Annotated in this window: 16 protein-coding genes and 1 riboswitch; of the genes, 6 read left to right on the top strand and 10 right to left on the bottom strand. The window is 66.3% G+C overall.

Translation table 11 applies throughout. From position 1 onward, the window contains the following. Nucleotides 1-172: 172 nt before the first annotated feature. From ASG92_RS01925 to ASG92_RS01910, 4 genes are all read left to right on the top strand, one after another. Nucleotides 173-1,279: a (p)ppGpp synthetase gene (locus ASG92_RS01925; protein ID WP_056623591.1), complete on the top strand. Its 1,107-nt coding sequence runs from the start codon at nt 173-175 to the stop codon at nt 1,277-1,279. A 6-nt stretch (nt 1,280-1,285) separates the two neighbouring features. Further along, nucleotides 1,286-2,788, top strand: a complete 1,503-nt coding sequence (locus ASG92_RS01920) for a SulP family inorganic anion transporter (protein ID WP_056623588.1) — start codon at nt 1,286-1,288, stop codon at nt 2,786-2,788. Between the two features lie 102 nt (nt 2,789-2,890). Then, nucleotides 2,891-3,091: riboswitch (cyclic di-AMP (ydaO/yuaA leader) on the top strand. 3 nt (nt 3,092-3,094) lie between these two features. Further along, nucleotides 3,095-3,862 carry a hypothetical protein gene (locus ASG92_RS01915; RefSeq protein ID WP_056623586.1) on the top strand — a complete coding sequence of 256 codons (768 nt, stop codon included), beginning with the start codon at nt 3,095-3,097 and terminating at the stop codon, nt 3,860-3,862. Nucleotides 3,863-4,071: 209 nt separating this feature from the next. Further along, nucleotides 4,072-4,593: a hypothetical protein gene (locus tag ASG92_RS01910; RefSeq protein ID WP_056623584.1), complete on the top strand. Its 522-nt coding sequence runs from the start codon at nt 4,072-4,074 to the stop codon at nt 4,591-4,593. A 190-nt stretch (nt 4,594-4,783) separates the two neighbouring features. On the opposite strand, the gene ASG92_RS01905 is transcribed toward ASG92_RS01910, so the two are convergent. Then, a complete protein-coding gene (locus tag ASG92_RS01905) occupies nt 4,784-5,923 on the bottom strand; it encodes a GGDEF domain-containing protein (protein WP_056623581.1) in 1,140 nt (379 codons plus the stop codon). 156 nt (nt 5,924-6,079) lie between these two features. On the opposite strand from ASG92_RS01905, the gene ASG92_RS01900 reads away from it, so the two are divergent. Continuing rightward, nucleotides 6,080-7,105, top strand: a complete 1,026-nt coding sequence (locus ASG92_RS01900) for a bile acid:sodium symporter family protein (RefSeq protein WP_056623578.1) — start codon at nt 6,080-6,082, stop codon at nt 7,103-7,105. A gap of 34 nt (nt 7,106-7,139) precedes the next feature. On the opposite strand, the gene ASG92_RS01895 is transcribed toward ASG92_RS01900, so the two are convergent. The 6 genes from ASG92_RS01895 to ASG92_RS01870 all read right to left on the bottom strand — a co-directional run bounded on the left by ASG92_RS01895 (nt 7,140) and on the right by ASG92_RS01870 (nt 12,931). Beyond that, on the bottom strand, nt 7,140-7,745 hold the full coding sequence (locus ASG92_RS01895; RefSeq protein ID WP_056623575.1) for an NAD(P)H-dependent oxidoreductase: 606 nt from the start codon (nt 7,743-7,745) through the stop codon (nt 7,140-7,142). 98 nt (nt 7,746-7,843) lie between these two features. Further along, nucleotides 7,844-9,313: an LLM class flavin-dependent oxidoreductase gene (locus ASG92_RS01890; protein WP_240986957.1), complete on the bottom strand. Its 1,470-nt coding sequence runs from the start codon at nt 9,311-9,313 to the stop codon at nt 7,844-7,846. Nucleotides 9,314-9,352: 39 nt separating this feature from the next. Continuing rightward, nucleotides 9,353-10,276, bottom strand: coding sequence for an ABC transporter permease (locus tag ASG92_RS01885; RefSeq protein WP_056623572.1), 924 nt, complete (start codon nt 10,274-10,276; stop codon nt 9,353-9,355). Further along, nucleotides 10,276-11,184 (bottom strand): ABC transporter ATP-binding protein, encoded by a 909-nt coding sequence (locus tag ASG92_RS01880; RefSeq protein ID WP_056623569.1) that lies wholly within the window; start codon nt 11,182-11,184, stop codon nt 10,276-10,278. The genes ASG92_RS01885 and ASG92_RS01880 overlap by 1 nt, the downstream gene beginning before the upstream one ends. Before the next feature lie 351 nt (nt 11,185-11,535). Beyond that, nucleotides 11,536-12,180 carry a LacI family DNA-binding transcriptional regulator gene (locus ASG92_RS01875; RefSeq protein WP_056623565.1) on the bottom strand — a complete coding sequence of 215 codons (645 nt, stop codon included), beginning with the start codon at nt 12,178-12,180 and terminating at the stop codon, nt 11,536-11,538. A gap of 76 nt (nt 12,181-12,256) precedes the next feature. Further along, nucleotides 12,257-12,931 carry a multicopper oxidase domain-containing protein gene (locus tag ASG92_RS01870; RefSeq protein ID WP_082579239.1) on the bottom strand — a complete coding sequence of 225 codons (675 nt, stop codon included), beginning with the start codon at nt 12,929-12,931 and terminating at the stop codon, nt 12,257-12,259. 245 nt (nt 12,932-13,176) lie between these two features. On the opposite strand from ASG92_RS01870, the gene ASG92_RS29450 reads away from it, so the two are divergent. Continuing rightward, nucleotides 13,177-14,673 carry a hypothetical protein gene (locus ASG92_RS29450; RefSeq protein WP_056623559.1) on the top strand — a complete coding sequence of 499 codons (1,497 nt, stop codon included), beginning with the start codon at nt 13,177-13,179 and terminating at the stop codon, nt 14,671-14,673. Between the two features lie 85 nt (nt 14,674-14,758). Here the strand turns inward: ASG92_RS29450 and ASG92_RS01860 are convergent, their stop codons facing one another. From ASG92_RS01860 to ASG92_RS01850, 3 genes are read right to left on the bottom strand one after another with little or no spacing between them, the layout of a single operon-like run. Next, nucleotides 14,759-15,547, bottom strand: coding sequence for an amino acid ABC transporter ATP-binding protein (locus ASG92_RS01860; RefSeq protein ID WP_277307621.1), 789 nt, complete (start codon nt 15,545-15,547; stop codon nt 14,759-14,761). Then, nucleotides 15,544-16,515 carry an amino acid ABC transporter permease gene (locus ASG92_RS01855; protein ID WP_082579247.1) on the bottom strand — a complete coding sequence of 324 codons (972 nt, stop codon included), beginning with the start codon at nt 16,513-16,515 and terminating at the stop codon, nt 15,544-15,546. The genes ASG92_RS01860 and ASG92_RS01855 overlap by 4 nt, the downstream gene beginning before the upstream one ends. A 2-nt stretch (nt 16,516-16,517) precedes the next feature. Next, entirely contained in the window at nt 16,518-17,447 is a 930-nt protein-coding gene (locus ASG92_RS01850; RefSeq protein ID WP_056623556.1) for an ABC transporter substrate-binding protein, read from the bottom strand. Nucleotides 17,448-17,529 lie beyond the last annotated feature (82 nt).

Here is a 17,529-nt window from a genome sequence, read left to right as displayed (position 1 = left end):
CAGGGCACGACGGCGCACATCAGCCATATGCCGAGCCTACAGGGGAGCTGGTCCCGGCGGGCGGAAGCCGGCGCCGCAACGGGCAAGCGGTACGGTTTCAGGGATAGCGACGGCGGCCGGCAGCGGGGGTGTCACCCCCGCCGCTGTCGCACCCCCTTGATAGTTTGGAACCATGGCAAGCAACTGGGATCGCCTGGACGTCAGTCAGCGCGACTCCGTGCAGGAAAACGTAGAGCTCTACGAGCGTGTCCGGCCTGCCCTGAAGCTGGTCACCCGCGAGGTCCTGCTGACCCTCCGGACCATGCTTAAGGACACCGATGTCACACCGCTGTTCGTCACCGGCCGCACCAAGTCCGTGGAGTCCTTCCGGGAAAAAATCTCCCGCACTGAGGAGCCGCTTGAACCGGGCGGCCCAAGGGTGCTGAAGTTCCCCGATCCGTTCCGCACGCTCAATGACATGGTGGGCGTCCGCGTCATCACCAAACTGCCGGCGGAAAACGCCGCGGTGGCCAACCTCATCAAGCGCCAGCGGCAGCTCTTCGACTGCCGCGGCGACCGCGAGAAGGACATCGGCTCCATCGAGTCCGGAACGTACGGCTACTCCAGCCGCCACCTCATCCTGCGGACCATCCAGAACGAGGCAGTCAAGGACTACCAGCAGGTCTTCAATCCGGATGCGCAGCCCAACGGCAGCTACTTCTTCGAATGCCAGATCCGCACCGTGTTTGCGCATGCGTGGAGCGAAATCGAGCACGACATCCGGTTCAAGGCGGAGGATCCGCGGGCCTGGACCCCGCACTTTGACCGCCAGTTCACTGCCACGGCCGCCATGCTCGAAACGGTGGAGACCGCCTTCGCTGACCTGCATGAACGCTACGAGGAGGTCCGCGGCTACTGGGACATGGACGGCGAGGGCTCGGCCCAGCTCACGCCCAACCGCATCCGCGACGTCTGGCGTACGCTGCTGCCGCACGTGGACCGTAAAGTAGATGACGACTGGGGATGGGCCGCCGAGCTCATGGCAGCCCACGGCCTCAACCAGACGGTCCAGCTCGCCGGCCTGCTCAGCGCCAGCCGGATCACCGAGGTCCGCAAGGCCCTGGACCACCGCTACTCCCCCGGCCCGGACCGGCTGCTGGATGACCTCCTCCTCTGGCAGTACGGCACCAAACACATTGACCTCACCGCCGAGGCGCCCGACGCCGTTCCGCACCCGCGGCGCGACAGCCTCCAGCGGCGGCTGAAACAGATCGAGCGCTACCGCCAGACCAAGAAATAGGGATCCATGAAGCCCGAGCAGCTCCAGTCCGTCCGGGCAACACTCCGCTCCCCGCGCCGCCTCAAGACCGAGGCACTGGCGGGCCTGGTGGTGGCCCTCGCGCTCATCCCGGAGGCCATCGCTTTCTCCGTGATCGCAGGCGTGGATCCCCGGATCGGCCTGTTTGCCTCCTTCACCATGGCCGTGACCATCTCCTTCGTGGGAGGCCGTCCCGCCATGATTTCGGCGGCCACCGGTGCCGTGGCCCTGGTGATCGCCCCGCTGATGCGCAGCCACGGTCTGGACTACCTGATTTCCGCCGTGATCCTGGCCGGCGTCTTCCAGATCCTCCTGGCGGTCCTCGGCGTCACCCGGCTGATGCGCTTCATCCCCCGCTCGGTGATGGTGGGATTCGTCAACGCCCTGGCCATCCTGGTGTTCATGGCCCAGCTGCCGGAGCTGATCGGCGTCCCGTGGCCGGTGTATCCGCTGGTGGCCGCGGGACTGCTGATCGTCGTCGGCGTTCCCCGGATCACGACGGCGGTGCCGTCGCCGCTGGTGGCGATCGTGCTCCTGACCCTGTTTGCAGTCCTGGCCAGGATCAATGTCCCCGCCGTCCGGGACAAGGGACAGCTGCCCGAAAGCCTGCCTTCGCTATTCGTGCCCAACGTGCCGCTGACGCTGGAGACCTTGCAGACCATCGCCCCGTTTGCGCTGTCCATGGCGCTCGTGGGGCTGCTGGAATCACTCATGACGGCCAAGCTCGTGGACGACATCACGGACACCCGCTCCAACAAGACCCGCGAGTCCTGGGGCCAGGGCGTGGCCAACATTGTCACCGGATTTTTGGGCGGCATGGGCGGTTGCGCGGTGATCGGCCAGACCATGATCAACGTCAAGGGCTCGGGCGCGCGGAGCCGGGTTTCCACGTTCCTGGCTGGCGTGTTCCTGCTGGTGCTGGTGGTGGTGCTGGGCGACGTCGTGGGGCTCATCCCCATGGCCGCGCTGGTGGCGGTCATGATCTTCGTGTCGGCCATCACCTTCGACTGGCACTCGGTTGCCCCGAAAACCCTGAAGCGGATGCCCCGCTCCGAAACAGCCGTCATGCTGATCACCGTCGCCACCGTGGTGGTGACCCACAACCTGGCGATCGGCGTCGGCGTCGGTGTGCTCGCCGCGATGGCGATGTTCGCCCGGCGCGTTGCCCACTTTGCCACGGTGGAACGGACCGAGGTGGAGCTGAACGGCCGGACCGTGGCCACGTACACCGTGGACGGCGAGCTGTTCTTCGCGTCCTCGAATGACCTCTACACCCAGTTCGACTACGCCCGGGACTCGGAGCCGCACATCGCCGGAGTGGTGATCGACCTGCACGCCTCGCACCTCTGGGACGCCTCCACCGTCGCCGTGCTGGACGCGGTGACGGAGAAATACCGCAGACACGGCAGGGACGTCGAACTGATCGGCCTGAACGCCGCCAGCATCCAGATGCGCGAACGCCTCGCCGGGAAGCTCAACGGCGGCCATTAGGGCCTGAGCCCCGGCCGCCGGGGGCGCCGTTACCTTAATGTGACTTTCGCAGGAGCCTCCCGTACCGTGGAAAAGGTGCCCTTTTCACCGAAGAGGGCACTCCCGTGCTGATTGCCTAACTCTGCCGCAGCCCGGGATCCGTTCGCAGACCATGTACGGCAGAGACGGGGAAACCAATTTTCGGCCCGCTTGAGACGGGCCTTGGGGTGAAGCCGCGAAGATCCTGCTTCTGTTCAGGACGTGCGGCCGGGTGTCTCCCATCCGAATCCGACAGCTCACCTCGCAGGCATCGGGAGAGGCTCCTTCATGTCGTCACGCATTACCCCTGGCCGCCGTGCAGCGGCCACCCGTCCAAATCCACTCGTCTCCGCCTCCCGCGCCGTCACGGCCAATGCCGGAGGACTGGGTCGCCAGACCGCCGTCATCCTCGCGGCGTCGGGGCTTGCCTTCACCGGAAGCATCGCGGCGAATGCCGCCAACGGACCCGTCCAGCAGGACGCGGCCCCCGCCGCCGCACCCGAGGCCGTCAGCCAGGCGCAGGCTCCGCTGAGTGCGGATTCCAGCGTCCGGATTGACTACGAGCGCCCCACGGTGAAGTCCACTCCGGCTCCCGTCGTGGAAGCACCGCCCGCGGCAGAGACCCCGGCGCCTGCGCCCGCAGCCGCTCCGGCACCGGCACCGGCACCGGCACCGGCCAAGATCACCGTCCAGGCCGCGGCGACTCCGGCCAAGGCCCCTGCGGCTGCCGCCGGCAGCGTCAACGCCTCCATGGTCTCGTCCGCCTACGCCCAGCTGGGCATCACCCAGGACTGCACCGCCATGGTTGAAAAGGCACTGGGCGCCTCGGGCATTCCGGTGGGCGACCTGGCCCCGATGCAGTTCATGAACTACGGAAGCGTCGTGTCCACGCCCCAGCCCGGGGACATGGCGGTCCAGTCCGGCCACGTGGGAATCTTCGTCGGCAACGGAAACGTTCTCAGCGGCGGCATGAACGGCTCCAACCAGACTGTGGTCCACCCGCTGTCCTGGCTGACTGCCACGGGCCCGGTCACCTTCGTGCGGGCAGCGGCCTAACAGCGCCGCAGCCTGCGTTCACCGAAGCCTTAGGGCATCGCGTGAAGGGCCGGTGTTCCGCTGCCTTGGGGGCAGCGGAGCGCCGGCCCTTTGGCTGCTCCGATGCCGTATCCCGGGATGCGCCCGCATTTCCCTGCACCGGCCGCGAACTTCTCAGTATGCTGACAGGACAGCGAATACGACTGCCCGCCACCGGGGAGGAAAAGACCGTGAATGAGAGCAACGTAAACGGCGGAACAATCGACGACAAATCGTTGTCCGCGTATCTGCACAGCCATCTGATAGCGGCAGCCGCCGGCGAGCGCCTCTTCGAACAGGCAGCCAAGAGCTGGAACGGCACACCGCACGGCGCCACCCTCAGCCACCTTGCCGCCGAAGTGAGCGCGGACAAGGCAGCGCTGCACGAGATCTCGGACCAGCTGCATCTGCACATGCCGGCCTATAAGAAGCCGTTGTCGTGGATCAGCGCCCAGCTCGGCACCATGGATCCGCTGAATCCGCTGCACTCCCCCGACGGAGCCAGCGGCCAGCTCGCCCTCGAAGGCCTCCTCAGTGCGGTCACCGGAAAGTCCCTGCTCTGGAAAACACTGTTCGTCCTCTCCCGAACGGACGAGCGCATCGACCCCGCCACGGCCAACCGCCTCCTGGACCGCGCAACGGAGCAGATCCGGGAACTTGACGCGCTTCTGCTGGACTCGACGCCGGAGCGCTTCTTCAAGTCCGACGGATGACGTGCGGTCAGACCGCTGCCCCACGGACATCATGGCGCCGTCATCGAACGAGATCAGGTACCGCGTCATCCCATGTCTTCTTGTCCCGGGGCCCCGTGCCGCACTACTGCGCGCTTGAGGAGAGCCGTAGGAGCTGCGCAGAAGCACCCTCGCTGTACCGGAGGCCTGTTCCACGGCCGCCGTAGACCAATCAGCCCTGGACGGTGCGGTTCCGCCCCTGCGACTTTGCTTCGTACAGGGCCACGTCGGCGGCAGCGATCAGCTCGTCCAGATCTTGCGTTTCTGCCGTGAATTTGGAGAGGCCGTAGCTGACAGTCGGCATCCGGAGCACCTCCGGCAAGACGTGCTTGGCCAACCGTCGGCTGATCTCCGTGGTGATGGCCTCGGCGCGGCGCGGACCAACCCCCGGAATCATGAGAATGAACTCCTCCCCGCCGTATCTCCCCACAAGATCCGTGGAGCGGACCGTCTCCGTGCAGGCATCCGCGAACGCCTGCAGGGCAAGGTCGCCGGCCGCGTGTCCGAACGTGTCATTCACTGTCTTGAAGTGGTCCAGATCGGCAATGATCAGTGTTCCGTAGGTGTTTGACTGCCGGCTGCGGCCCAGCTCGGCCGTCGCCAGCTCAATGAACGCGCTGCGGTTGAGGAGGCCGGTCAGGCCGTCCTGCCTGGCCACGGTCCGGAGTGCCCGCGTCTGCTGTTCCGTGCTGAGCTCGGCCATGCTGAAAGAGCCCACCACGAGGAACACCATGGTGACCAGCGTGGTCACGGAGGATCCGAAGTAGGTGACGAAGGTGGGCCCCGCCGGCCCCTCCGCGATGAAGACGACCAGGCGGCCCACGTAGAAGACGGCGACGCTTCCGGCAGCTATGGCCGTTGGTATCCGGACCCGGGAGTAGCCGGGCTCCAGCTGCCACAGCTCGCGGGAAGCCAGGCCAATGAAGAGGCACATAGAGGCCAGGAACACAGCGCCCCCGGCCCAGGTATTGGATGCCGGATTGTCCAGGGCAGCAGCAATGCCTGCGATGACCGGCACAGCGATGGAGAGCCAGACGCTGCATTTGAGCATCCGCAGAGAGCGTGCAGCGGCCCACACGCTTGCTACGCCCGAAACGAGCAGGACGTTTCCCAGCGGGTTGGCCCACACCTGGTGCGGCGTGCCGTCGAGAAGGAAGCATGCCGCGCCCGCGAGGAACAGCAGCAGAGCCACACACCACCAGGCACTGTACGCGGAACGGGTGCTGCGGAACGCCGAGAAGTAGAACAGCATGCCCATGACCAAAGCCATCACGCTGAAGGCAACGCGGAGTGTTGCCGTGTCTAGGATCATTTCCGCCCCCTGCACCGCGATCCAGTGCAACCCAGTATCGCACCCGCACTGCGCCAACGATTGGTCTGCCGCGGACTTATTCTGTGCGGCTGACACATTTGTCTGACATCAGTCATGAATTGGTTTGGGGCCGCTCTTCGGTGCCAGCATTATTGAATGCTTGAGGCAACAAAGACCCCCGAAACTGCTCCGTTGGCCACGGCGGCCGGCGTCGTGCCCCTGAACCCGGCCCTCGCGGCGGAGGCCAAGGTCGCGCGTATTGCCGTGACCGTGTTCCCGCTGCTGGTGCTGGCTGCCGGCGTGGCCGGATTCCTGCTCCCCGGCGCCTTCCAGCCCCTCGGCCCCGCCGTTCCGTACCTGCTGGGCATCATCATGTTCTGCATGGGGCTGACGCTGACGCCTCCCGATTTCGCTGCTGTGGCCCGGAGGCCCTGGGCCGTGGTCTTGGGCATCGTTGCCCACTACGTGATCATGCCGGGGGCGGGATGGCTGATCGCCACCATCCTCCAGCTTGAGCCGGCCCTGGCCGTGGGCCTGATCCTGGTGGGCTGCGCACCGTCCGGCACCGCCTCCAACGTCATGGCCTTCCTGGCCAAGGGCGATGTGGCCCTGTCCGTGGCCGTGGCGAGCGTGTCAACGCTGATCGCCCCGATCGTCACGCCCATTCTGGTGCTCTTCCTCGCCGGATCCTTCCTGAGCATCGACGCCGGCGCCATGGTCCTGGACATCGTCAAGACCGTCCTCGTGCCCGTCATTGCAGGGCTGATGGCGCGGCTGTTCCTCAAGAACCTCGTCGCAAAGGCGCTCCCGGCGCTGCCCTGGGCATCCGCCGTCGTTATCTCCCTCATCGTCGCCGTGGTGGTGGCGGGAAGTGCCGGCAAGATCGTGGCAGCAGGCGGCATCGTGTTCCTGGCGGTTGTGCTTCACAACGGCTTCGGCCTTGGGCTCGGGTACCTGGCCGGCAAGCTGGGCCGCCTGGACGACAAGGCCCGCCGGGCACTGGCGTTCGAGGTAGGCATGCAGAACTCCGGACTGGCGGCGACACTCGCCACCGCCCACTTCACGCCGCTGGCCGCGCTTCCGTCCGCCGTATTCTCGCTGTGGCACAACATTTCCGGTGCCGTCGTGGCCGCCTGGCTGGCCCGGAGGCCCCTCCAGGACTCCACGCCGAGCGGCTCGTAAGACTAGCCGCCCGGGCGTTCGGCCGACGAGGGTCTTAGGCGGACGCCGCCAGATGACCGCGGTTCTCTGTGTTCTTTCCGGCCGGCGGGCGCAGCACCTTCAGCGCCCCCGACCAGGCAATGACCTGATCGAACACGGTGACCAGATTCTTCTCCGCCGCGGCGGAGGGCGTGAACGTCCTGTAGTGCTCGAATTCCGTGGACAGCGGCAGTGCAACCTGGGCACGGACATCGGCCATCTGCAGCTCTGCGGCCACGCCGCGCAGGTGCTCCACGGCGCGGATGCCGCCCGCGCTGCCGTAGCTGACGAAGGCCGCCGCCTTGTTGTTCCATTCCGCGTAGAGGTAATCCAGTGCGTTCTTGAGCGCGCCCGGAACCGAGTGGTTGTACTCGCCCGTCACGAAGATGTAGCCGTCAAAGCCGGTCACCGCTTCCGCCCAGGCCCTGGTGTGACCCTGCTCGTGCATGCCCAGCGACGGCGGCAATGGTTCATCCAGCAGCGGGAGGTCAAAGTCGGCGACGTCGAGGAGCTCGAACTGGGCGTCGGTGCGCTCGGCAGCACGCTGCAGCACCCAGTCGGCCACCGCCTTTCCGAGCCGGCCGGGCCGGGTGCTTCCCAGTACGATCGCAATCCTTGTCATGTCGGGCCTCCCTCGGCGCGACCTTTGCTTTGCCACTATGTATTAACAACCGGACACCGCCCGTTCTTCCCCGGAAGGCTGCGGCGGGCGGGCCTAAATCACGGTTCAGAAACGACGAATTCTCTTTTCGTCGGCGCGGCGGGCTCGGTGCGCGCGGCGGGTCCGGTGGGTCCCGAGGTGCGGGCCGAGCCGGAGCTGCCGGCCGGGCCGGCCGCGGCGAAAACGCTGGCGGGCCGGTGCAGTCCGTAGTGCTCCCGCAGGGTGCTGCCCGTGTATTCGCGCCGGAACAGTCCCCGGGCCCGCAGGATCGGGATGACGTGGTCCACGAACGCGTCGAGGCCCGAGGGAAGCACGGGGGGCATGATGTTGAACCCGTCCGCCGCGCCCTTCTCGAACCAGCCCTGGATCGCGTCCGCCACCTGCTCCGGGGTGCCGGAGAAGGTGCGGTGGCCGCGGCCGCCGCCCAGCCTGCCGATGAGCTGGCGGACGGTGAGCCGCTCCCGCCGGGCGAGGTCCACGATCAGCGTGTACCTGCTCTTGGCGCCCTCGATCTCGTCCTCCGACGGGAGGTCCTCCGGCAGCTGTGCGTCCAGCGGGAGCGACTCGGGCGAAACCCTCAGGATGCCCGCCAGCTGCTTCCGCGCGTGTTCCGGGTGGATCAGCTCATCGAGTTCGCGTTCCAGGCGTCGGGCTTCCTGCTCGGTGGAGCCGATGATCGGAACAATGCCGGGCAGGATCTTGATGTGGTCCGGGTTCCGTCCGACGGCGGCAGTCCTCCGCTTCAGGTCGCCATAGAACCGCTGGGCGTCCGCGAGCGTCTGCTGCGCGGTGAACACGGCTTCGGCGTAACGGGCGGCGAAGTCCTTGCCGTCCTCGGAGGAGCCGGCCTGCACTATCACCGGGTGGCCCTGCGGCGGCCGCGGCACGTCCAGCGGCCCCTGGATCCGGAAGTACCGGCCCGTGTGGTTGACGGCGTGGACCCGGGAACTGTCCGCCCAGACGCCGGCGCCTTTGTCCCCCACCGGGGCGTCGTCCTCCCAGCTGTCCCAGAGCTTCCGCGAGGCGTCAAGGAACTCGGCGGCCCGCTCGTAGCGGCGCGAGTGGGCGGGCTGGTCATCCAGCGAGAAGTTCCGCGCCGCGGCTTCGCCCGCGGTGGTCACCACGTTCCAGCCCGCCCTGCCGCCGCTGATGTGGTCCAGCGAGGCGAAGCGCCGGGCCAGGTTGTAGGGATCGTTGTAGGTGGTGGACGCCGTGGCGATCAGCCCGATCCGTTTGGTGACGGCGGCGATGGCGCTCAGCAGGAGCGTGGGTTCCAGCGTGCCGTAGGGGCGCTGGCGCACGTCGCCGTGCAGCACCGGCGAGTCCGCGAAGAAGATCGAATCGAAGGTTCCGCGTTCAGCCGTGCGGGCGAGCCGCTGGAAATGTGCCACCTGGGTCCCCGCAAAGCTGTCGCTTTCGGGCAGCCGCCACGACGCCTCGTGGTGTCCGGTGCTCATGAGGAAGGCGTTCAGGTGCAGTTGGCGTTCGCCGCCGGCCGCTGCGGGCGTGGTTTGTGTGCGTTCTGGCATGACGTTCCTTGGTGTTCGGGGGCGGTAATGGGGCGCCGCTCAGGCGGCCTGTGATCCGACGGCGGTCCGCCAGCGGGAGAAATGGCGTTCGGCGGCGACCAGCAGGTAGTTGACCAGCAGGCCCAGCAGCGAAACGGTCAGGATGCCCGCGTACATGTCCGGGATCAGGAAGCTCATCTGTGAATTGACGATCAGATAGCCCAGGCCGGCCTTGGCTCCCACCATTTCCGCGGCAATCAGGACCAGGATGGAGGATGTCCCCGCCATCCTGATGCCCGTGAAGATGGTGGGCACGGCGGAGGGCAGGATGACCTTCTGGAACAGCTGGAAGTTTGACAGCCCCAGCGAGCGGGCGGCCCGGATCAGCAGCGGGTCGACGGTCCGGACGCCGGCGATGGTGTTCAGCAGGACGGGGAAGAATGCGGCGTAGGCCACGATGCTGATCTTGGATGTTTCCCCGATGCCCAGGAGCAGCGTGAAAACCGGAAGCAGTGCGAGCGCCGCCGTGTTCCGGAACACCTCCAGGAGCGGGTTCAGGAAGCGGTCCAGGGCCCGGTACCACGCCACCAGCAGGCCGAGGGCGACGGCGGCCACCACGGCGATGCCGAAGCCGCTGGCCGAGCGGGTCAGGCTGGCCGCCAGGTGGTTCTGCAGCTGGCCGTTCTCAATGAGGGTTCCCAGCGCCTGAAGCACCACGTGCAGGGGCGGAAGGAAGACGCGTGTTGACGCCGGCGCGAGGTACGTCGGGCCCAGTTCCCACAGCAGCAGGAACAGCAGGATGGCTCCCGCGCCCCAGACGGCGCGCCCCGCCGTCAAGGCAGCCAGGCGGAACCGTGACGGCCCGGCGATGCCGGCAAGAGGCGCCTGAGTCGCGGCGGCCGTCGCAGGACCGTCCGTTGCGGAACGGCCCGTCGCAGAACCGTCCAGGGTGTTCGTGTCTTTGGCTAGTGTTGGCGTGCTCATCAGGCTGCCTTTCCGGTGGGGATGTTCCTTGCTTCATCGGGTGCCGAGCCGTCCGGCTGGATCTTGGCGTGCCCGGCTTCCTGGGCCCGCCGCACCTCGTCGTGAAGGAGCGACCAGACCTTGTGCCGGTGTTCCACGAATGCCGCGTTCGAGCGGACGTCCTCGTCCCCGGACCGGTCGCCCAGATCGATGTCCACGATCTGCTTGAGCCGGCCGGGCCGGGAACTGAGCACCGCCACGCGCTGGCCCAGGTACACGGCTTCGTCAATGCCGTGGGTGATGAAGATGATGGTCTTCCCGGTGGCGGCCCAGATGCGCAGCAGTTCCTCCTGGAGCTGCTCGCGGGTCTGGGCATCCAGGGCCGCGAACGGCTCGTCCATCAGCAGGACGTCCGGTTCGTAGGCGAGGCTGCGGGCTATGGCGACGCGCTGCTTCATCCCGCCGGACAGCTCATGCGGGTACCGGTCCTCGAAGCCGCCGAGGCCCACGAGTTCGAGGTATTCGCGCGCCTTCTCGGCGCGCTCCTTGCGGTTGAAGCGTTTCCCGTCGCTGCCGGCTCCTTCGAGGCCGAAGGAGACGTTCGCCGCCGCGGTTCGCCAGGGGAACAGCGCGTACTGCTGGAAGACGACGGCGCGGTCCCGGCCCGGTCCGGTGACTTCCCTGCCGTCCACCAGGACTTTGCCGGCGTCCGGCTTCGTCAGCCCGGCCAGCAGGTCGAGGAGCGTGGTTTTACCGGAGCCGCTGGGCCCGACGAGCGTGATGAACTCACCGGTGGAGACGTCCAGGGAGATGCCGTCGAGGGCTGTCAGGACGGAGCCTTCTGGGTTCTCCCTGGTGGGCCGGACGGTGAACTTCTTCGTGATGTTCTGGAGGCTGATTTTCGGGGTGGGGCCGGTACCGGAGGTCATGCTGTGCTTCCCTTCAGCAGGTCGTTGAATGCGGTGTGTCCACCATGAGAGCAGAGATGGATCACCGCCTGAAGGGCGCGGTCATGAGGGGCAATGCGGCGTAATCTCCCGGCGCCGGCTGGGAAAGTTGGTTCCACGACGCGACGAGACTCGCGAGGAAACACTGAGTAATGGCGGGCGTCTTCCGGCGCCATCGGATGACGCATTGCGCCCGCTACGGGCGCGAAGGCAGGCTGATGTTTCGGACGGCTACGGACAATGACAGCAGCGGCAGCCCGGCGGCGCCTCCCCTTCAGCCGGAAAAGGGCACGGAGCAGGTCCGATTGTTACGCGGCCGCCCTCGTCCGGTTCCTAGAGGCCAGGGAGCTGCTGCGCAAAGACGTCGACGGCGGACAGCACCTCGTGAAGCACGTGCAGCACACCGCCGCCAAACAGGACGTTTTCGCTGAGCCGCTTCCAAGGAGCCGGGCTCACGGCGTCCTGCGGCGCGCCTCCCTCCATCTGGTCCATGAGCAGTGCGACGGCCTGTTCGGCGTGCATGGTTTCCGAGATGACCACCTGCGCCACGCCGCGCCTGGCGAGTTCGGTGATGGTGCCGTCCTCGGCGGCGGCATGCGGGGCCACACCCACAATGACGCCGTCCGCACCGCCGGACAGCATGAACTGCCGCCAGGTCTGGCCCAGCAGAATGACGGGCTGGTAGCCGTGGCGCGGAAGGATGGAAGCCGCCGCCGTGGCCAGCGCGCGGTCCGGCGGCCACTCAAGATCGCCGATGGCGATGGCCACCAGGTCCGTCCGCCCGCGGCGCATTCCGCGGGCCGCCTGGTTGGGTACGTAGCCGAGATCCCCGACGGCGGCCAGCACGCGTTCCTGGGTGGGCTGGCTGATCCGGGTTGTGCCGCCGCTCCTGCCGGACAGCACGTAAGAAACCGTGGTCAAGGAGACTCCCGCCCTTTCGGCAACATCGCGAATGGTGGGGTTGGATACGCTCCTCACTGCCTACTCCTGTCACTCTCGCCGCTAAGCGGCGCCGGCATTTTCGTACCGGATTGATTGAACTTGTCGGTTGGCCTCAGCCATCCGTATGGGGGTGGTCTATTTGCGCGTCGGAAAGCGCGTACGTGGCGGCGAGTCCTGAGTACACGCCCTGGGCGGCGAGCATGTGGTTGTGGTCGTGGTACCAGAGCGTCCGCGCCACCTGCCAGTTCGGGTACTTATAGTTCTTCACTTTCCCCGGGGCGGTGCGGTCGTTCGCGTAGCCGTCGTACTGCGGCAGCGACGCCGAGCCATGAAGGTGCGTGACGGTGTTGAACGGCTCCGTGTAGAGGAGTCCCTTCGCGGGGAGGGCATTGCTGATCCTGACCGCGGTGCGGGTCCCTTGCGGAACCCGGATGGTGGGGCCGGGGAAGATCCCGTTGTACCCGGCCAGTGTGGTGGACAGCCCCGGCGCGATCTGGGCCTGCCCCAGTTTCTGGGTCAGCGAGTACTTTGCGAAAGGCTGGCCGTCAGCGTCGAATCCCGTGGAGAACGGGACAAGTTCCGGAGGGCGGCGGAACGTGGCGGTATACGGGACCGGCGTGTTCTTCGCGGCCAGCTTGCTCGGGGTGGTGATCGGCGTAGAAGTGGTGGCATCATCGGCACCACGTCTCGCCGATACACCGTTCAGGACCGGGCCCTCCTTCATCCCGGTAATGGCTACAGCGCCGCCCAGCATGCTCAGCTTCAGCACGTCCCTTCGTGTTGCCATGGCCTCCTCCAAGTTCCTGGTAGTTCGTATGGGCTGCGGCTACCAACTTCATGCACAACTACCGATCCGGGAGTGGAACAAGGCCATCGTGCGCCGGTCGACTTCTGAAAACCTTGGGGAAGGCACCTGTCCAGGCGGGAACCCACCTGTATGGGTGGTTTACTACAGGGGGTATCCGCTGCGGCGGATCAGGCTGCGCGGCCCTGCTGCGCGTTTATTGGGGGGATAAATTGAGGCTATTTTCGTTGAACCGTCCGTCCGGACTGCGGCCCCTGGTGGTTTTAACCCTGGTCGTGCTGCTGGCTCTGGGGACTGTTCCTCCGTCCGGCGCCGCCGCCCCGGTCTACAACGCCTGCGCACGGCTCTCGGCAGGACAGGTGCAGTTCAACACCTACGGGGCCACGCGGGTCACCTTCGCCACGGCCCCGGACCGGAACCAGACGCGGGTGGTCATTACGGGCTGCGTGAAATCAGGTGCCGGCTACAGTACCGAATGGCAGACCACCGGCTTCGCGGGCAGCCGGGGGTTCTCCGCACCGGGCCAGGCCTGGGAGGACACTTACCGCTCCCCTACCGGATCGTTCACTGTCACAGAGGCCCTGGGCCGGCGGAATCCGGGCACGGCGCTCAGGTACCGCGCCATCAACCCGTCCTCCCGGTGGGGAGGCGAGCGCGGAGCCACCTACAACCAGTACTTTGACGGCCGCGGCGGGCCTGCGGACGAGAACCTGTGGACGTACATGAACCAGGGCTATTACGAGCAGGCCGCCGTCATCAATTACAACCGCCTGCCGGATGCCTCCACGGTCCAGGGTGCCTCGTACGCCATCTTCCTCCACGCCGGCAACGTCCCGTCGGCAGGCTGCATCTCCACCACGCTCTCCACGGTGACCAGGTTCCTGCGGACCAGCAGGCCGGGAGACCGCATCGTCATGGGCGCCGTGGGCGACGTGTTCCGATCAGCTTCACGGACGGGCCCTGCGGACACCGGAGGAAAGTCCCTTTCCTCCGTCCACAGCAGTTCAGATGCCCTGGGCGTGGCCGCAGACGGAACGCTGTGGAACCACCCGGCCCTCGGCAACGGCGGCCTTGGCCAGCGCGCCCCGATCGGCAAGGGGTGGGGAACTGCCCGCTCGGTGTCCAAGGTGGACTGGAACCGGGACGGCACGCTGGACCTGCTGGCCCAGTGGCCCAACGGCACGCTGACCGTCCACCCCGGCCGGTCCACAGGAGGCTTCGGCGCTGCCTTCACGGCCGGAACCGCCGGGTGGCAGCAGATGGCCATCACGGCCGGCACGTGGGACACCTCCCGCCGGTACCCCGGCGTCCTGGCGCGCGACGCCGCGGGCAAGCTCTGGCTCTATGACAACCCCGCCGGGCGGGGACTGGCGGGCCGCCGTCTCGTGGGCAGCGGGTGGGGCACCCTGACAAACTTCACCATTGCGGACTGGGACGACAACGGGATTCCGGACCTGTTGGCACCGGGCCGGGACGGTGTTCTGCGCCTCTACCGCCAGGACGGCAGGGGCAACTTCCGCAGCGAAGCCCGCCCGCAGATCGGCACCGGCTGGGGTGCCCGCGCCATCACGGCCAGCTCGAGCTTTCAGGGCGCAGGAACACGGGGGCTGACTGTCCTTTTCAATGACGGCGCCGTGCGGTACTTCCCGCTTGCCCAGGGAGGGTGGGGCATACCCTCGACCATCGGGAAGGGCTGGGGCGGATTCCGCACGTTCGTCCGCTGAGGCCACTTGTCATTTTCCTTGCGGGCCAGTTGGTGCGGGGCCGTGGGAAGACTGCCGCACCAACTGACCGTCCGAGGCGGATCCGTTAGAGAACCTTGGAGAGGAACTCCTGGGTGCGGGCGTGCTGCGGGTTGCCGATGATTTCGCGCGGGTTACCGCTTTCCACGACGACGCCGCCGTCCATGAAGGTCAGCGTGTCGCCTACCTCGCGGGCAAAGCCGATCTCGTGGGTCACCACGATCATGGTCATGCCGGACTTGGCCAGGTCCTTCATCACGCTGAGCACGTCGCCCACCAGTTCCGGGTCCAGGGCCGAGGTCGGCTCGTCAAAGAGCATCAGCTCCGGCTCCATCGCCAGAGCCCGGGCGATGGCCACGCGCTGCTGCTGCCCACCGGAGAGCTGGGCCGGATAGTGCCCGGCCCGGTCGGCAAGGCCGACGCGGTCCAGCAGCTCCAGGGCTTTCGCGCGGGCGGCGGGCTTGGACTGCTTCTTGACCTGAGTGGGGGCCTCGATGATGTTCTGCACGGCAGTTTTGTGCGGGAACAGGTTGAAGCGTTGGAAGACTATGCCGATTTCACGGCGCTGGGCGGCAATCTCCCTGCTGCTCAGGTCGTGCAACCTGCCGCCGGCTTCCCGGTAGCCGATGAGCTCGTCGCGGACGTAGATCCTGCCAGCACTGATGGATTCCATGAGGTTCACACAGCGCAGCAGCGTGGACTTTCCGGAGCCGGAGGGACCGATGATCACGGAGACCTCGCCCTCCTTGACATTCATGTCGATCCCGCGGAGCACATGGTGTTCGCCAAAATACTTGTGGACGCCTTCAATGCGGACCAAGGTTTCCTTCGTCCTCACGTCGTGGGTAAGTGTCACAGTCCCTCACCTTCTTCCTTGCGTGCGTGGGCTCCCTTGGCTGCGCGGGCCGCGGTCTGGCTGGCCTTCACCGGGGCTTGGACCAGGTTGTCCACTCCCTTGCCGAAGTGCCTCTCAATGTAGAACTGGCCCACCATCAGCAGGCTGGTGATCACCAGGTACCAGAAGGCTGCCACGATCAGCAGCGGAATCGGCAAGTAGGTGCGGTTCGCGATTCCATTCGTCGCGAAAGTCAGGTCCAGGGTGAAGGGCACCGCCAGGACCAGCGAGGTGGTCTTCAGCATGCCGATGGTCTCATTTCCGGTCGGCGGCACGATCACGCGCATGGCCTGCGGAAGAATGATCCGCCACATGATCTTGGATTTGCGCATGCCCAGCGCCTCGGCGGCTTCCATCTGACCCCCGTCCACGGACTTCAGGCCGGCCCGGAAGATTTCGGCCAGGTAAGCGGACTCATTCAGCCCCAGGCCAAGGACGGCGGCGACCCCGGCGGTGACCAGGTCCTGCGTGCTGAAGTGAAACAGTTCCGGACCGAAAGGCACGCCCACGGAAACCTTGGGGTAGAGGACCGAGACGAGGCCCCACAACACCAACTGCGTATAGACGGGGGTCCCGCGGAAGAACCAGACCCAGAACCAGCTGACACAGCGGAACAGGGGGTTGTCCGATTGCCGCATGAAGGCCAGCAGAATTGCCAATGAAACGGCAAGGACCATGGAGAGGACCGTCAGCAGCAGGGTCCATCCGATGCCCTGGATCACCAGCACGTCCATGATGTACGTGCCCACAATATCCCAGCGGAAATTGGGATTGGTCACCAGGCTCTGGCACAGCTGGGCAAGAAACAGAAAGATGATGGCGGCGCCCACCCAGCGGCCAGGGTGCCGGACCGGAACGGCGTTGATCAGTTCCGGCGCGGGGGCGGCATGCCCGCTCCGGTCCGTGGCGGGGAGGTCAGGTGCCTGGATGCTCAACTTGTTACCGCCGGGTTCACTTCAGACTTGGTGACGGCTCCGGTGGAGTTGTTCCATGCATCAAGGATCTTCTTGTAGGTGCCGTCGCTGATCAGCTTGTTCATGACTTTGCTCATGACTTCGGCCAGGGCTGGGTCGCCCTTGGCCACGGCGATGCCTTGCGGTGCGGCGTCGTAAACATCGCCCAGGACTTCCAGCTTTCCGCCGGTCTGGGAGAGGGCGTAGCCGATGATGGGCGAATCGGCGGACATGGCGTCGATGCTGCCGTTCACCAGCCGGGTGGTCACGTCCGTCTGGGTCTTCAGGGTGACAATGTTGATGGCTGACTTGCCCGCATCCGTGCACGCCTTGGAGCGGCCGGACACGTCAGGGGCCTCCTGGGTGGTGCCGGTCTGCACGCCCACGGTCTTGCCGCAGATGTCATCGACGCTGAAATTCTTGGGGTTGCCCTTCTGGACGGCCCACAAGGTGCCGGCGTTGAAGTAGCTGACCATATTGACGGCCTTCAGGCGCTCCGAGTTGATCGTGAAGGAGGAGATTCCCAGATCGTACTTGGAGCCGAGCGCGGGCAGGATCCCGGTGAATTCCGAGGTCTGGACCTTCACTTTGAGGCCTAGGGTCGCGCCGATGGCCTTGGCGAAATCCACGTTGTAGCCCACCGGCGTCTGGCCATCGGAGCCGCCAAGGGATTCGGCAGGCGCATACGAGGTGTCGGCGCCCACGGTGATGGTGCCCTTGCTCCTGATGGCGTCAGGGACGCTCGCGGCCAGGGCATCATCCCTGGCCACGGATGCAGGATCGAAGCCGGTGGAATCGGAGGCGGTTCCACCGGCGGTCTGGGACGCATTGGTGCAGCCTGTCAGTGCGAGAAGGCCGACGGCGAGAATTGCCAGCGCCATTGACCTCTTGGACGAAGAAATCATCATTGATTACCTTTTGCTCGGGGTGGTCCCACGAAAGGGGATCCAGATTCGCTGCCACACAATATATGCGTGGCGAAACACATTA

The organism is Arthrobacter sp. Soil736 (assembly GCF_001428005.1).
GTDB lineage: Bacteria > Actinomycetota > Actinomycetes > Actinomycetales > Micrococcaceae > Arthrobacter.
Note: the sequence above shows the minus strand (reverse complement) of the source record. Positions and strands in the feature narration are given on the sequence as shown.

What these genes read in the sequence shown, in the direction of transcription:
- ASG92_RS01920 (WP_056623588.1), top strand. Translation starts at nt 1,286, where the DNA reads ATGAAGCCCGAGCAGCTCCAGTCCGTCCGGGCAACACTCCGCTCCCCG.
- ASG92_RS01870 (WP_082579239.1), bottom strand. Translation starts at nt 12,931, where the DNA reads ATGGCAACACGAAGGGACGTGCTGAAGCTGAGCATGCTGGGCGGCGCT.
- ASG92_RS01880 (WP_056623569.1), bottom strand. Translation starts at nt 11,184, where the DNA reads ATGACCTCCGGTACCGGCCCCACCCCGAAAATCAGCCTCCAGAACATC.
- ASG92_RS01900 (WP_056623578.1), top strand. Translation starts at nt 6,080, where the DNA reads ATGCTTGAGGCAACAAAGACCCCCGAAACTGCTCCGTTGGCCACGGCG.
- ASG92_RS01885 (WP_056623572.1), bottom strand. Translation starts at nt 10,276, where the DNA reads ATGAGCACGCCAACACTAGCCAAAGACACGAACACCCTGGACGGTTCT.
- ASG92_RS01925 (WP_056623591.1), top strand. Translation starts at nt 173, where the DNA reads ATGGCAAGCAACTGGGATCGCCTGGACGTCAGTCAGCGCGACTCCGTG.
- ASG92_RS01890 (WP_240986957.1), bottom strand. Translation starts at nt 9,313, where the DNA reads ATGCCAGAACGCACACAAACCACGCCCGCAGCGGCCGGCGGCGAACGC.
- ASG92_RS01895 (WP_056623575.1), bottom strand. Translation starts at nt 7,745, where the DNA reads ATGACAAGGATTGCGATCGTACTGGGAAGCACCCGGCCCGGCCGGCTC.
- ASG92_RS01905 (WP_056623581.1), bottom strand. Translation starts at nt 5,923, where the DNA reads ATGATCCTAGACACGGCAACACTCCGCGTTGCCTTCAGCGTGATGGCT.
- ASG92_RS01915 (WP_056623586.1), top strand. Translation starts at nt 3,095, where the DNA reads ATGTCGTCACGCATTACCCCTGGCCGCCGTGCAGCGGCCACCCGTCCA.
- ASG92_RS01850 (WP_056623556.1), bottom strand. Translation starts at nt 17,447, where the DNA reads ATGATGATTTCTTCGTCCAAGAGGTCAATGGCGCTGGCAATTCTCGCC.